This is a genomic window from Rohdeia mirabilis (assembly GCA_007750655.1).
Lineage (GTDB): Bacteria > Planctomycetota > UBA1135 > UBA1135.
In genome coordinates this window covers 937,610-952,809 of record CP036290.1, presented here as the reverse complement: position 1 = coordinate 952,809, position 15,200 = coordinate 937,610, and the positions used below count along the sequence as shown (strand labels likewise).

The window sequence follows — 15,200 nt, the reverse complement described above, 5'->3', positions numbered from 1 at the left end:
CGGCGTCGAGCGAGTCAGGCTGGCCCGACGTGCCGGTTCGACGCACCGCGCAGACCCACGAGCAGAACGACTGCGCCGAGCGCGAGCAACTGGGGTCCGAGGAATGTGCCGGCGTAGCCGTGGTCCGCGATCAGGACGCCGGCCAACGCGACGGACCAGGCTTCGCACAGATTCGTCGCGCCCATGAACGCGCTGAACTGGGTCGCCGCGAGACGCGGGTCGGTCCAGCTCATGAACAGGGCGTAGCTACTGGCCGTGAAGGCGCCGATCGCCACGTAGACGGCGAAGAGACCGAGGGCGAGTCCCTCCAGGCCACTCCCCATCGCGAAGAGAACCGCCAGCACAGCGATCGCCGCGGTCAGCAGGAGGCTCGCTCGCACGGTCGCGCGCCGCGGATCGCTGCGATCCGAGAGCCAGCCGCCGAGGAATCCACCACCGGCCGCGGCCACCACGGCGGGCAGCAGGAAGAAGCGCGCGGCCGGTCCGGTGTCGCCGGCGGCCGCGTCGGTCAGTGCCGGACCGGCGAAGCCACCGACCGCCTCGAAGCCCGCTCCGCCCAGCGCCGCGAACGCCAGGCCGAACCAGGTGGTGCGCCGGGCGAGCGTGCGGCGCACCGCCGTCCACATCGAGTCCGAACGTCCCGGCGCACCGCCGGCCGGCCCCGGATCCCGATAGAACGGCGCGAGCAGGAGACCGACGACGACCACCGCGACGAGAGCGAGGACGAGCGCGCGCGACCCGAACCGCTCGTGCACGAGCAGCGCTCCTCCTCCGAGCAGCGACCGACCGAGCAACATGCCCGCCTGCATCCAAGCGGTCAGGCGTCCGCGCTCCCCGCCGGCGTGACGCGGATCATCAGGGCGTCGATCGCGGCGTCCTGGGTCGACGCGAACACCGCGTGGAACACGAGCGCGGTCGCGAGCCGGTCGAAGTCCTCGAGCGGATCGACGAGCAGGAGCGGCACGAGACTGGCGGCCATGCCGAGCTGGGCCGCGGTGATCCAGGCGCGCAGGCCGAAGCGCTGGGTCCGCACCCTGTCGACGAGCGGCGCCCACACCCACTTGAGCGCCCACGGCAGGACCAGCCAGCCGAGCAGCGCCCCGATGACCGCCGTGTCGACGCCCCGACTGCGCAGCACGCTCGGCAACGCCCACCACAGGAACCCGATCGGCGCTCCCTCGCAGAAGTACAGACCGGTGAAGAGCAGTCGCCGCCCGCCGGTCGTCGCGGTCAGGTCCACGGGCCGCCGGGCGCGCGTCACCGGGTCGATCCGGCCGCGTCACCGCCTTCCGCGACGATCCGCGCCACTTCGCCCAGCAGCGCGCCGAGAGCTCGCTCCTGGACCGCGTACTCGAACGCATCGTGGGGCGGAACGTGCACGAAGAGCGCCGGAACGCCGAGTCGCTCGCCGTGGCCCAAGAGGTGGTCGTAGCACCACTCACAGACGTAGCCGCCGGCGTCGTCGGAGGGGCGCGCTGGCAGGTCGAGGTCCGCGATCGCGCCACAGAGCCGGTCGAGGTCGAAACGCGTGTGGCGCTCGGAGGCGGGCGCATCCGCGTCGAACCCGCTGGCGAGCGCGCCGTCCACGTCGCACTTCACCGAGGTCAAGGGCCGCTGCGCGCGCCGCTCGAGTCGCCACCAGGCTTCGCGTTGAACGCCGAGCGACACCAGGGCACAGGGCGGCTCGATGCAGCCGGTCACCGCGCGCTCCAGCTCTTCGGGCAACCCGGCGAACGCGACGCGCAGCACCTGTCCGACGACCTGGTGGTCACCGAAGCGCCGCCCGTCCGCCCACCGTGCGAGCGTGCCGGACGGGTTCTCGGCCACGCTGAGGAACGGCCCGAAACCCGTCACCAGGATCGGACGCCCCGCCGAACCGGCGCGGCGCGGATCTGAGGGGTCGGTGGCCATCGGCCGATGGTCGCCGGGGCGCGAGGTCGTGTCCAGCGGCGCCCCTTGGTACGCGACGCGGGGCGCTCCACGTGTCGTCGTGGAGCGCCCCGCGCGCGGAGGGCCGGGCCGCGACCCGCCGAGCGGCCGTTCGCCGCTCAGGGGTTCACGGAACCGGGCGTGCCGAGGTCGCCGGCCCCGAAGGGCGTGGTGGCGAGGCTCCAGTTCGCGCCGTCCGCCGCCGAGGCCACGTCGAGCTTCGTCGGGTCGAGCTGGGCCGCCGCACCGTTGCCGTCGGGGAAAGTCGCGCCGTTGTCGTACTCGACGCAGCACACGACGCCGGCGCCGTTCTCGAGCACGATCTCGTCGTCGCTGTTGCCCAGGTTCACGCCGCTGTAGACGTAGCCGACGTTCACCCCGCCGTTGACGAACGTGTCACCCGAGACGCCGAGCACGAGGTAGCCACCGGCCGGAACGAAGACGCCGCTGCCTCCGTTGTCGATCACGTGGCTGTCCGTGTCGTTGTCGCGCAGGATCCAGCCTTCGATGTCGATCGAACCGGCCGTCGTGTTGTGGATCTCGATCCACTCGCCGACGCCGTCCCCCACCGCCGAGGGGTTCTGCATGAACTCGGTCACGATGATCTCGCCGCTGCCGAGGCAGGCCGGGACGAAGATGCAGGCGTCGTTCGCCGCCCCCGGAGTGCCGAGATCGGTGCCGCCGGGGATGACGCTCGACTGGTTGCACCAGTTGGCGCCGTCGTCGGTGTTCGCCTCGGTCGCGGCGACCGCCGGATCGAGGCCGAACGCCACGCCTTCGTCGTCGGGGAAGAGCACGCCGTCGTCGTAGGCCAGGCGTCCGACCAGGGTGCCCAGCGAATCGAAGACCTGCAGGGTCTCGGCGCCGTTGCCCATGTTCCACAGGCCGCCGCCGTTCGGGTCGTACTCGTAGGCCCCGAGCGCCGCACCGTCGATCCCACCGTTGTCGAGCGCGTCGTTGTCGCGCATGAACAGCTGGCGACCGCCGGCCGGCACGACGAGCGGGCCCGCGACGGTGAAGACCTGCAGGCCCGAAGCGAACGTGTAGCCGTCGAGATCGACCGCGGCTCCCGTCGCGTTGACGATCTCGAACCACTCGCCGAACAGGTCGTCGACGGCCAGCGGGTCCTTCATCACCTCGACGAAGACCACGGCTCCCGTGGAGACGGGCGGCGGCGGCGTGGTGCACGTGCCGTTGTCCGCCCCGGGCGTGCCCAGGTCGGTGGCGTAGATGAAGCCACAGCCGACGCCGAGCGGGCAGGTCGCGCTCGACCAGTTCGCTCCGTCGTCGTTGTCGACGGCGTTCAACTTGGTCGGATCGAGCGAGAGCGTCGCGCCCTCGTCGTCGGGGAACGTCACGCCGTTGTCGTAGGCCACGGCGTCGATGACGATCTGGTTGAAGTCCTCGAGAACCACCTCGTCCGAGCCGTTCGACATGAAGAAGCCGCTGTAGACGTAGGCGTGGGAGATGCCGCCGTTGAGCGTGCAGTCGCCGTCGATCCCCAGCGTGATGTAGCCACCGGCGGGAACCACGACGCCGAAGCCGGCGGCGTCGATCGTGTGCGTGTCACCGTCGTCGTCGCGCAGGACGAAGCCCTCGATGTCGATCGCCGATCCGGTGGTGTTGTAGAGCTCGATCCACTCGCCCTGGGAGTCGAAGGCGAACGACGTGTCCTTGCTGATCTCCGTGATGACCAGGTCGCCGGGATCGACACCGCTCGGCAGGCGCCCCTCCATCTCGAGGCCCTGGCTGAGGCCGGCGATCTTGGAGAACGCGAGGAAGTCCGGATCGAGGCCGAGCCATTGGAAGTAGATGGAGCCGGGCGGGAAGCCGGGGAACAGCAGCGTCTTCTTGCCGAGCGCGTCGAGGCTGTGCGTCTGGATCAGGAAGCCGGGATCGATGTTGAGGTCGCATCCCGCCCAGGCGGGGTCGGCGAGGAGCGTTCCGAGGTCGACCGGCAGCGTCGAGCCGACCAGCGGCGAGAACGAGTTCGACAGGCCGACGAGCAAGTAGCCGAATCCCGACGGCACGCCGGAGATCTCGAGCTGCCAGGTGTCGCCGACGATCGGCAGGCCGACGTTCTGGAGCGTCGGAACGAGGCCGGACTGGCCGGCGCAGGCGTTGCCGAACAGGGTCTGGGCACCGGCGGGCGCGGCGGTCGCCGCGAGGGCGGCACCGGCCAGGAGGAGAGTCGCGTGCTTCATGGTCGGGGCGGCGCGCGGGGCGCCAGATCGTCGAGTGGGCGTGGGCGGAACGGACCGCAGCGTTCCGAAGGCTACCCCCCTCCCTCGAAGAGTCCGGGGAGATCGGGCGGAAGGCCGTGGAACGGGGTCGGCGAGCAGTGGACGCGGCCGGGGCGGAGAGTGCTCGTCAAGATCCACCAAGGGCGGTGCGGCGTTCGCAACCCGGCCCGTCCCCTCGGCTTGCGGGTCGACTCGGGGCGCGTGAACGGCACTGCAACGCGAGGAGGGCGGTGGCTCGTTCGAGCCACCGCCCTCCTCGCTCGCACGCGCCGCTCTTCCGAGTGGCGCGCGCTCACGTCACCGGATCACGGGCAGACTTCGTTGGCCGCGCCGGGCGTGCCGAAGTCGCCGGTGCCACCGATCTGGGTCAGGCTCGTCGGGCACCAGTTGGCGCCGTCCAAGGACGCCGCCAGGTTGAACGAACCGGCGTCGAGGTTCATCGACGCGCCGTTCGGGTCGGGGAAGGTCGCACCGTTGTCCCACTCGACGCGGCAGATCTCCGTCAGCGCGACGTCCGACACGATGATCGAGTCGGAGCTGTTGCCGAGGAAGTAGGCCGACGGGTAGACGTAGTCGACGGTGACGCCGCCGTTGGTGAGCGAGTCACCGTTGACGCCGAACACGAGGAAACCGCCGGCCGGGATCGAGAGCCCACCGATCTGGTTGACCGTGAAGTTCGCGCCGTTGGCGGCCTTGGTGAAGGTCCAGCCGTTGACGTCGATCGCGGAACCCGTGGTGTTGTAGATCTCGAAGTACTCGCCGGCGCTGTCGAGGACCGCCGCCGGGTTCTGCATGACCTCGGTCACGATGATGTCGCCGGAGTTGGCGGTGTCACCGACACCTCCGCCACAGCTGTCGTTCGCGGCACCGGGGGTACCGGCGTTCGTCGCATCGCCGTAGGTCGACGAGGACTGGCACCAGTTGGTCCCGTTCTCGCTGCCGGCCTGGGTCTGAGCGGCGGCGGGATCGAGGATCGCGCTGAGGCCAGCCGTGTTGGTCGGGAACGAGGAGCCGTTGTCGTTGGCGATCTCGCAGACGATCGCACCGCCGGCCGTGGCCAGGATGAGCTCGTCCGTGCCGTTGCTGATGAAGAGGTCCTTCCCGTAGACGTAGTCGTGGGTCGTGTTGCCGTTGACCAGGGTGTCGTTGCTCGCGCCCAGGGTCAGGTACCCACCGGCCGGAACGAGCAGCGCACCACCGTTGTCGATGATGTGGTAGTCGTTGTCGGCGTCGGCGAGGATGTAGCCGTTGATGTCGATGGCCGCACCGGTCGTGTTGAAGATCTCGAGGAACTCTTCGCCGTCGGCGAGCGACGCACCGTCGGCGAGGAACTCGGTGATGATCAGCTCACCGGTCGCGACGCCGCTCGGGACGATCGGGCAGGTGTCGTTGGCGGCGGCCGGGGTGCCGAAGTTGGCGTCCGTGCCGTAGCCGGTGAAGTACGACTTGCACCAGTTGGCGGCCACGACGGAGTTCGCGTGGGTGATGCCGACGGCCGGATCGAGGATCAGCGAGTGACCCGGGTTCGCGACCGGCCAACCGGCGTTGCCGTCGTAGTCCACCTGCGCGACGATCGCGCCGGCGCCCGTGGCGACGACGATCGAGTCGGTGAAGCCGCCCAGGAAGAAGCCGTCGTAGGCGTAGTCGTGGGTGATGCCACCGTTGTCGAGCGCGACGTTGCTCGCACCCAGGGTGACACGACCGCCAGCGGGGACCGTGAGCGGACCGCCGTTGTTGATCACGTGGTAGTCACCGGTGGTGTCGGCGAGGATGTAGCCGTCGATGTCGATGGCCGCACCGGTCGCGTTGAAGAGCTCGAACCACTGCTGGTCGGTCGTCTCCGCGATGCCGTTGTTCATGATCTCCGTCACGACGAGTTCGCCCGTGGGCGCGCCGCTCGGGACGATCGGGCAGGTGTCGTTGGCACCGACCGGGGTGCCGAACTGGGTCACGCCCGTGACCGGAAGGCCACCGTCGTCGAGACCGTCACCGACGTAGCTCGAGGTCGACGTGCACCAGTTGGCGCCGACGAGGCTCGTGGCCAGGTCCTGGGTCACGGTCGGGTCGAGGATGATCGAACGACCGTTGGCGGTCGGGAAGGTGACGTCGTCGTAGCCGATCGAACCGAGCTTGTTCAGCGAGCCGTCGAAGATCTCGAGCGTGGCGCCCGAGTTCCCGAGGAAGAACGGGTTGCCGGCGTAGTCGTAGGCGTTGATCGAGAGCGGGTCCAGGCCACCGTTGTTGGCCGGGTTGCCGTCGCGAAGGAAGACGCCGTAGCCGCCCGCCGGGATGACGAACGAGCTGCCGACGACGAACGAGTTCGAGCCCTGGGTCACGGTGAAGCCGTTCATGTCGATGGCCGCGCCGGTCGTGTTGTAGACCTCGAACCACTCGCCGTAGGTGTCACCGACGACGGCCGGGTTGGCCATGATCTCGGTGAAGATCAGCTCGCCCGAGCCGGGGCCGGGGGGCGTGGTGTTGCACTGGTCGTTGGCGATGCCGGGCGTTCCCAGGTCGGTGCTCGGGTTCGGGAGGAAGCAGGTCGACTCGGCCCAGTTGGCGCCGTTGTCGTTGTCCGTCTCGTTCAGGAACGCGACGTTCAGCTCCATCGACTTGCCGGTCGGGTCGGGGAAGACCGGGCCGCCGTCGTAGTTGACGCGCGCGATCTCGGTCGCGGCCAGGTCGGTGATGACGATCTCGTCGTCGCCGTTGGCGAGGGCGTAGGCGGCCGGGTACTCGTAGTCGACGACCACGCCGCCGTTGGTTCCGAAGTCGGCGTTGTTGCCGAAGACGAAGTAGGAACCGGCGGGGACGATGACGCCCGCGCCACCGTTGTCGATGACGTGCAGGTTCGAACCGTCGTCGGTGAGGGTCCAGCCCTCGACGTCGATGTCGGCGCCCGTGGTGTTCAGGACCTCGAAGTACTCACCGAGGTTGTCACCGACGGCGGCCGGGTTCTGCATGATCTCGGTGATCACCAGGTCGCCGGGCTGTGCGCCCGCGCCGAAGGTGCCGATGATCTCGATGCCGCCCGAGACGCCAGCGATCGGGCTGAACGTCAGGAAGTTCGGGTCGACGTTGATGATCTGCATGAAGACCGATCCCGAGTCGAAGCCCGGGAACGGAATCTGGTGCACACCGCCGTTGATGCCGGGGTTGAAGTTCCGCGCGAGGATCGTGTAGTCCGCGTCGACGTTCAGCGGGCAGCCGGTCCAGGCCGGGTCGGCGAAGATCAGGCCGAGGTCGAAGGGCAGCGGAAGGCCGCCGAGGAGCGTGGAGCTCGTGTTCGAGAAACCGATGAGGAGGTACTCGAGACCGATACCGCCGGGCGAGGTGACCTCGAGGAACCAGGTCTGGCCCGAGGTGACGGTGCCGTTGACGGCGAGGGTCGGCGTGACGCCGGAGGCGCCGGCGCAGCCGCTGCCGAACGTCGTCTGAGCGGCGGCGGTGCCACCGAGTAGGACGGAGGCCGCGGCGGCGGCGCTCGCGAGAGTCTGGGGAAGTCGCATGTGGTTGAGCGATTTGGGGGTGTGCGTTGGTTGCGCCGAGAGAGAACCGGCGCCCCACCGGGAAGTGGAGGACGCTCGGTCGCGGCACGGCCGGGACACGACGCGAGGGGGGGACCACCCGGGACCGGTCTCATGGGCAGAGTCCGTCCCGCATGGGTTCGCCTCGCTGTCCGAAGCCCTACCAGGTTGCAATAAGGCCGCCGATCCCTCCAGCGCTCGGGGTGATCTTGATCGACTTGACCGATGTTTCACCGACCGGCGCCGGACGGTTCGGCGCGCAGGCCTCGGCCGGGTACGGAGCGCAACGTCCGCAGGCCCGGGGACTTGGGGATGGAGCCACCGCGCTCCCCCACCCGCGTGCACGTTGGAAGGCGGGTCGCAGGGCACTAGAGTGGTCGGCCCTCGGGGCGGCGGACCACGCCCACCCCGTCGCGGACGAGGCCTCCGGTCCAGCCGGCCCGCGCTCCGCCCATCGGGCGACGCCCCCGTCCGCCCCTCCCGCGCCCTCAGCTCACCGCCCGGCCTCATGTCCGATCCCAAGCGCCCTCTCGTCCGCATCGCCAACGGCCAAGGCTTCTGGGGCGATTCGATCCTCGGCCCGATCCGCCTCGTCCGCGAGGGTCCGCTCGACTACCTGACCCTCGACTACCTGGCCGAGGTGACGCTCTCGATCATGCAGAAGCTGCGCTCGCGCGATCCCTCCAAGGGCTACGCGACCGACTTCGTGAAGCTGATCGAGCGCACGGCCAAGGACCTCGTCGAGAAGGACATCAAGGTCGTCGCCAACGCGGGCGGCGTGAATCCGCGCGCCTGTCGTGATGCGGTACTCGAAGCGCTGCGCGCCCAGGGTCTGCATGGAGTGAAGGTCGCGACGGTCGAGGGCGACGACATCCTCGAGTCGCTCGACACGCTCACGGCCGCCGGCGAACCGTTCACCAACATGGATACCGGCGCAGCGCTGTCGGGCGTGCGCGACACCGTCACGAGCGCGAACGTGTACCTCGGCGCGTTCCCGATCGCCGAGGCGCTGGCCACCGGCGCGCAGATCGTGATCACCGGACGCGGCACCGATCCGGGCCTCGTGCTGGGCCCGCTCATCCACGAGTTCGGCTGGGGCCCCGAGGATCTCGACCAACTCGCCGCGGGCACGATCGCCGGACACATCGTCGAGTGCGGCGCCCAGTGCACCGGCGGCAACCACACCGACTGGCAGTCCATCCCCGACATGGCGATGATCGGGTACCCGGTGATCGAAGCCACGCCGAGCGGCGACTTCACGGTCACGAAGCACGAAGGCACGGGCGGCCGCGTCGACGTGGGTTCGGTCGTGCACCAGCTCTGCTACGAGATGGGCGATCCGGCCAACTACATCACGCCCGACGTGGTGGCCGACTTCACCAGCGTCAGCATCGAACAGGACGGTGAGAACCGCGTGGCGATCCGCGGCGCGAAGGGGCTCCCGGCCACGCCGACGTTCAAGGCCTCGCTCAGCTACGCCGACGGCTGGAAGGCGCTCGGACAGCTGACGATCAGCGGCCCCGACGCTCTCGCCAAGGCGCGTGCGTGCGCGGAGATCGTGTGGCAGCGCCTCGCCTACGACGGCTTCGAGTACGGACCCGAAGAACGCCTCGTCGAGTTCGTCGGCGCGAACGTGTGCCACGCGGGCATTCCGATCCCCGAGGCGTCGGACCCCAGCGAAGTGGTCCTGCGCATGGGTGTGAAAGGACCGGACCGCGCCAAGGTCGACCGCTTCGGCAGCGAACTGGTGCCGCTGGTGACGAGCGGGCCCCCTGGCGTCACCGGCTTCGCGGGCGGACGTCCGAAAGCGACCGAGATCATCGGCTTCTGGCCGGCACTCGTCGCGAAGGAGCACATCACCACCAACGTCACCGTCTCGGAATCCTGAACGCTCGACCCGAGCCGAACGCCCCGGCGCCGACCACCCCACCACCATGCCCACCGTCCTCCTCTCACGCATCGCCGCCGCCCGCTCGGGCGACAAGGGCGAAGGTTCCAACGTCGGCATCATGGCGCGCTCGCAAGCGGCCTACGAGTTCCTGCGCACGTGGCTCACGACCGAGCGACTGGCCGAGCACATGCACGGCATCAACGCGGGCGACGTCGTCCGCTACGAAGCCGACAACATGCGCGTCCTGAACTTCATCCTCTCGGACTCGCTGGGCGGTGGCGGTTCGGCCTCGCTGAAGACCGACGCCCAGGGCAAGACGCACGGACTCGCGGCGCTGCGCATGACGGTCGACGTCCCCACCGAAGTGCTCGAGGCGACGCCCGAAGCGTGAACGTCCTCGAGCGGCTCCGGCGGCGCGCGGCCGAGCAAGAGCGACGCATCGTCCTGCCCGAGGGCGCGGACGAACGCGTGCTCGCCGCCGCGCGCAGCCTGGTAGAACGCGGACTCGTCACGCCCGTCCTCGTCGGAGCCGCGCCGGCCGACGACGGGATCGAGCGCCTCGACCCGCGCACGGACCCGGGGCTCGACGCCCTCGCCGCGGCGCTCCAAGAACGCCGCGCGGCCAAGGGACTGACGCTCGACGGAGCTCGCGAAGCTCTGCTCGATCCCTTGCTCTACGCCGGTGCGTTGGCCGCGTCGGGTCGCGTCGACGCCGCGGTCGCCGGCTGTGCGAACGCGACCGCGCGCGTGGTCCGCGCGGGTCTGTGGACGATCGGACCCGCGGCGGGGCTCGCCACGGTCTCGTCGTCGTTCCTGATGGTGCTGCCCGACTCGGCGCCGGCGCCGTTCGCGGGCCGCGCGCTGACCTACGCCGACTGCGGCGTCGTGCCCGACCCCGATGCCGCGCAGTTGGCCGACATCGCGATCGCGGCCGCAGCGACGCACCGGACGCTCACCGGCGAGGAACCGCGCGTCGCGCTGCTGTCCTTCTCGACGAAGGGCTCCGCCGACCACCCGCGCGTCGACAAGGTCGCGCGCGCCGCGGCGCTGCTGGGCGAGCGCGGCGTGGACTTCGCGTTCGACGGCGAACTCCAGGGCGACGCGGCCCTGGTGCCCGGGGTCGCGCGCACCAAGGCTCCGGACTCGCCCCTGGCCGGTGCGGCCAACGTGCTCGTCTTCCCGGACCTCGACGCGGGCAACATCGCCTACAAGTTGACGCAGCGCCTGGCCGGAGCGACCGCTCTCGGGCCGCTCGTCCAAGGCCTCGCGCACCCCTACCTCGATCTCTCGCGAGGCGCGACCGCCGACGACATCGTCGACGTCGCGTGCATCGCCGCGGCCCTGTCCCGACCTCGATCGTGAAACACAGCTCGTCCATCGCACTGGCTCTGACCCTGGCTCTCGTCGCGAACTCGCTCGCTCCCGCGCGGGCGACGCCTGGGACACCGGCCGTGCAGGACGGAGGCGGCGGCGCGGACGAGGCCCCGCGCGAGGGCACGTCGGCCGAGATCGATCCGTTGGTGCTCGCGTACGAGTTCCAGAAGGCGACGGGCGCGAGCCCCCAGATCGCCCGCGCCGTCCTGGCCTTCCTGCCCTACAAGAACTCCGTCGTGCTGGGCGTGGTGCGCGAGAGTCTCGAGCACGAACCGACGCGTCTCGACGAGAACCAGCTCGAGGGCGAGCTCGACGAGAAGGAGCTCGAGGACGACGACCTCGTCGAACAACGCCTGTGGCAGCGCGCCGGCGAGGTGGTGCGCGCGGGTGCACTGATCGGCGCGCGCCTCGCCTCGCGCGAGTCGCTCGACGCCCTCGAGAAGGCGGTGCGCCTCAAGTCGGTCAAGGAGAACCCGGTCGGGCGCACGGCCATCATCACGGCACTGACCGAGCACCCCATGCGCTCGGCCAAGGCCGATCGCGAGATCCAGAAGCTGCTGCTCGACTTCGACGACGCCGAGTTCGACGCGAACGGCTTCGTCCCGCGCGACAACGACCTCATGACGACGCCGCGGATCGACGAACTGGTGGCGGCGGCGCGCTACGTCGAACACTGGGGAACGACCGAACGCGACGTGGTCGTCGAGCTGGCCGAGCTCCTGTGCGACACCGAGCGCAAAGGCGCGGTGAAGAAGCTCGAGCGCGGCGACGACGACTACCGCGCGGGGCGCACGGCCGCAGCGGCGGAACTCGCTCCCGTGGCGGTCACGGCCCTCGCGCGCCTGACGGGCGAGCGGTTCACGGCCGACGCCGAGGGACGCGCGGCGGCGCTGGCCTGGATCGCGGAGCACGGGAAGGAGCACGGCTTCGACTGAGTCGACGCCGGGCACGCGGACGACCGGTCTCGGCCCTCCAGCGGGGGCGCGGCTCGGTGTCGGCTCGGTCCCTCTCCCGCGGTGGCGCCGCCTCTCGTAGGCTGGCCGACCGAAGGTCCGTGGCGCCGCCGCGACCGCACCGTGTGCCGGCCTCGAACCCCGGCGCGGTCGGCCACCAGGGCGGCACCGTTCCCCACGCGCCGGCCCTCGCTCGACGAGGGCTCGAACGCCGCGTCCAACCCCATCGCCGAGCCCATGCACGTGCATTCGCCGCACCAGTCCGCGACCCGCGCCCTCGAGTCCGCGGCCACCGTCCTCGCCCTGGTCCTCGCGGCCTGGAGCGCTCCCTTCGCCGCGGCCCACGCGAGCCCGCTCGACGACCACCAGGAAGCGTCGAGCGAGTCATCGAGTTCGGTGCGGACCGCGAGCGACGACGAGCTGAAGGAACTACAGGACGACTTCAAGACGGCCTGGAAGTCCAAGGAGTCGCGCGCGATCGCGGCGTCGCTCGAGCGCCTGTCGGCCTTCAACAATCCCGAACTGCTGAAGGCGGCGAAGGAGGCCTTCAAGTACAAGCCCTCGAAGACCGATCGCGACGACGTGAAGACGGAAGCCGAGTCGCTCGGCATGGACGACAAGCTGACCCAGGAGCGCATGCTCGAGGTGCGGGTCGCCCGGGTGATCGACGCGGCCGCGCGACTGTGCGTGTCGGTCGGCGACGAGGATTCGGTCGACCTTCTGGTGAAGGCGTTGGGCGACAAGAAGATCTGGGAGAGTCCGCCACAGGTTCGCGCGGTCGTCGAAGGACTCGCCGCACACCGACTGGCGAGCGCGAAGGCCGACAAGGCGATCGCGGAGATCCTCTACTCGATCGACGCCGACGACTACGCCGGTGACAAGTTCGACTACAGCAAGCCGGGAGCCCAGGTCGACGGCTACGACTACGTCGGCAAGTACAGCGCGGCGATCCGCTACTTCGGCATGCGCCGCACGAAGAGCTTCGACATCCTGATGTACATCGGCGGTCTCCTGAACGCGCCGACACCGGGCGGAGTCGACTCCCCCGACAACCCGCCGGCCTCGTACTGGGAAGCGCGCTTCAAGACCTGGCAACGCTTCAACCGCGACGCCGTCTGGACGCTGAAGCAGGTCACCGGGCAGACCTGGAAGCCCGGCTACCCGGACGAGGACGGCGAGGGCGAGGTGGCGAAGGCTTGGATCCGTGAACACCGCGAGGACCTGGGACTCGAATGACCGCAATCAACTCGTCGTCGAGCCTTCTCGCCGCCTGCGCGCTCTTGTTCGCCGCGGTGCCGCTCGCTCACGCGCACCCGGTCCCGTTCGTCGGCGCCGAACCGGTCGCGGCGGCCTCCCCGACCCACGCGCTGATCGCTCGCGCGAACGACGTCGAAGCCCTGGCGGCTCGCATCGCCGCGGAAGGTGACGACGTGACGCCCCAGGTCTTCTACGACCTGGCGGTGATCGGGACGCTGGAGGCGCTCGCCGTGCTCGAAGGCGCCCTCGACACCATCGGCGACGAGACGCGGCGCGAGTACCTCTTCGACGCCTGCGCGATCTTCGCGAAGCAGGCGACGAGCGAGACCGCCAAGTCCTTCCTCGTTCGCCAGGCCAAGGGCGGCGCGCGAGCGATCGATCGTCTCGGGGCGACGCGCGCCCTCTGCGCCTTCGACCACGCCGCACGCGAGGACCTGCTCGAGCTGATCGCGAGCAGCGACGACGTCGAGGTGCGCCACGCCGCCGCCGACGGCTTGGCGCCGTACCTGTTGCGCGGACGCTCGATCGAGCACATCGACCTGGCCCTCGACCTGGCTCTCGCACGCCAGTCGCCGCAGACCGCGCGCCACTACGTCGGCATCGCACGCGAGGACCGCGACGCGGCCGCAACGCTGTCACACCGCGACGTGCTCGCCCTGTGCACCGCCAGGATGACCGCCGGTGCGGGCATGACGCACGCGCTCGAACGATTGGCGACCGGCAAGGTCACGCCGGCCTGGAAGCGCGTGCTCGTCGACGCCCTCGGAGACCGCCCCGAGCCCGTCGTCGTGAAGACGCTCGTGCGCCTGTTGCGCGATCTCGACCCCGCGCTCGTGCTGTCCTGTCTCGACCACCTGCTCGCCCATCGCGAGCGCGGCGCCTGGGACACGTTCGACGAGGATCTCCTGCCTCTGCTCGCGTCCAAGGACGAAGCGGTGCGGCGCGCGGCCGTCGTTGCGATCGGTGTCTTCGGCGCCTCCGACCCGAACTGGCGCGCGGAGGTCCTCGAAATGTCGCGCGCCAAGGACCGCCCGACGCGTCAAGGAGCGGCACGCGCGCTCGGCGAGCTGCGCAGCCCGGACGCCATCGCGCGGCTGTTCGAGCTCTTCCAGGAGGACAAGGACTGGACGGTGCGTTACGAAGCGCTCAAGGCGCTCGAGAACCTGCGGCTGCCCGAGTCGCTCCCGCTCCTCGTCGGCCGCATCGAGAAGGAGACGCTGCGCATGCGCGAAGAGATCTCGTTCTCGCTGAGGATGCTGACGGGACTCTCGATCAACCCGACGCGCTGGAAGGCCTGGCTCGACGCCGAGGGCGCCGCGTTCACGATGCCCACGTTCGAAGAAGCCGTCGCCGCCGAGGACCAGCGCAAGCGCAACCGCGACGACGGGTCGGCCGGCACCTCGACCGGCTTCTTCAACATCCGCCTGGTCAGCGACCGCGTGATCTTCATCTGCGACATGAGCTCGTCGATGGAGGAGCCCGCGAAGGAGCAGCCGGGCACGGGAGGCTCCGTGGCCTCCACCGGCCGCGACGGCATGACGCGCTTCGCGCTCGCCAAGCTGCAACTGTTGGCCGTGCTGCGCGAGATCCCCGACGACACGCTGTTCAACGTGTACTTCTTCAGCCACGTGCTCGAGCCCTTCGACAAGCAGATGAAGCGCATGAAGCGGACGACGCGCGGCAAGGCGATCAAGTGGGTGAACGGGCAGTTCCCCAACGGATCGACGAACGTCTACGACGCGATCCTCGCCGCCTACCTCGAGCCCTCGGTCGACACGATCTATCTGTTGACCGACGGCTTCCCGACCGACGGCGCGATCACCGACCCGCACGAGATCCGCGAGCGCGTGCGCCACTGGAACGCGACGCGGCACGTGGTCGTGCACACGATCTCGCTCGGTCGCTACTCGGAACTGCTCGAAGGCCTGGCAGCGGACTCGGGCGGGACGTACCGCGAGTTCCTCTAGGTGTGGCGTCGGTCGAACGCTGTGCGCATCACGCCGCGTTCGGTCGGAACAGGTGGCGT

General features: G+C 69.9%; 11 protein-coding genes. 6 read left to right on the top strand and 5 right to left on the bottom strand.

Annotated features, from left to right (window positions below; all coding sequences use genetic code 11):
• Positions 1-14 precede the first annotated feature (14 nt).
• From Pla163_RS03480 to Pla163_RS03460, 5 genes are all read right to left on the bottom strand, one after another.
• Complete coding sequence (locus tag Pla163_RS03480; protein WP_145183632.1) at positions 15-809, bottom strand: MFS transporter; 795 nt, start codon at positions 807-809, stop codon at positions 15-17.
• An 8-nt stretch (positions 810-817) separates the two neighbouring features.
• Positions 818-1,261, bottom strand: coding sequence for an MFS transporter (locus Pla163_RS03475; protein WP_419186278.1), 444 nt, complete (start codon positions 1,259-1,261; stop codon positions 818-820).
• Entirely contained in the window at positions 1,258-1,911 is a 654-nt protein-coding gene (locus tag Pla163_RS03470; protein ID WP_145183626.1) for a pyroglutamyl-peptidase I family protein, read from the bottom strand. Before Pla163_RS03470 ends, Pla163_RS03475 begins: the two co-directional genes overlap by 4 nt.
• A gap of 137 nt (positions 1,912-2,048) precedes the next feature.
• Positions 2,049-4,133 (bottom strand): lamin tail domain-containing protein, encoded by a 2,085-nt coding sequence (locus tag Pla163_RS03465; protein WP_145183623.1) that lies wholly within the window; start codon positions 4,131-4,133, stop codon positions 2,049-2,051.
• Between the two features lie 344 nt (positions 4,134-4,477).
• Positions 4,478-7,681 carry a lamin tail domain-containing protein gene (locus Pla163_RS03460; protein WP_419186277.1) on the bottom strand — a complete coding sequence of 1,068 codons (3,204 nt, stop codon included), beginning with the start codon at positions 7,679-7,681 and terminating at the stop codon, positions 4,478-4,480.
• 526 nt (positions 7,682-8,207) lie between these two features.
• Between Pla163_RS03460 and Pla163_RS03455 the strand changes: the two genes are divergently transcribed.
• The 6 genes from Pla163_RS03455 to Pla163_RS03430 all read left to right on the top strand — a co-directional run bounded on the left by Pla163_RS03455 (position 8,208) and on the right by Pla163_RS03430 (position 15,141).
• A complete protein-coding gene (locus Pla163_RS03455) occupies positions 8,208-9,587 on the top strand; it encodes an acyclic terpene utilization AtuA family protein (RefSeq protein WP_145183617.1) in 1,380 nt (459 codons plus the stop codon).
• 46 nt (positions 9,588-9,633) lie between these two features.
• Positions 9,634-9,981, top strand: a complete 348-nt coding sequence (locus Pla163_RS03450; protein WP_145183614.1) for an AtuA-related protein — start codon at positions 9,634-9,636, stop codon at positions 9,979-9,981.
• Entirely contained in the window at positions 9,978-10,952 is a 975-nt protein-coding gene (locus tag Pla163_RS03445; protein WP_145183611.1) for a phosphate acyltransferase, read from the top strand. The genes Pla163_RS03450 and Pla163_RS03445 overlap by 4 nt, the downstream gene beginning before the upstream one ends.
• Positions 10,949-11,899 (top strand): hypothetical protein, encoded by a 951-nt coding sequence (locus tag Pla163_RS03440; RefSeq protein ID WP_145183608.1) that lies wholly within the window; start codon positions 10,949-10,951, stop codon positions 11,897-11,899. Before Pla163_RS03445 ends, Pla163_RS03440 begins: the two co-directional genes overlap by 4 nt.
• 255 nt (positions 11,900-12,154) lie before the next feature.
• On the top strand, positions 12,155-13,153 hold the full coding sequence (locus Pla163_RS03435; RefSeq protein WP_145183605.1) for a hypothetical protein: 999 nt from the start codon (positions 12,155-12,157) through the stop codon (positions 13,151-13,153).
• Positions 13,150-15,141 (top strand): HEAT repeat domain-containing protein, encoded by a 1,992-nt coding sequence (locus Pla163_RS03430; protein WP_145183602.1) that lies wholly within the window; start codon positions 13,150-13,152, stop codon positions 15,139-15,141. Before Pla163_RS03435 ends, Pla163_RS03430 begins: the two co-directional genes overlap by 4 nt.
• Positions 15,142-15,200: the final 59 nt, after the last annotated feature.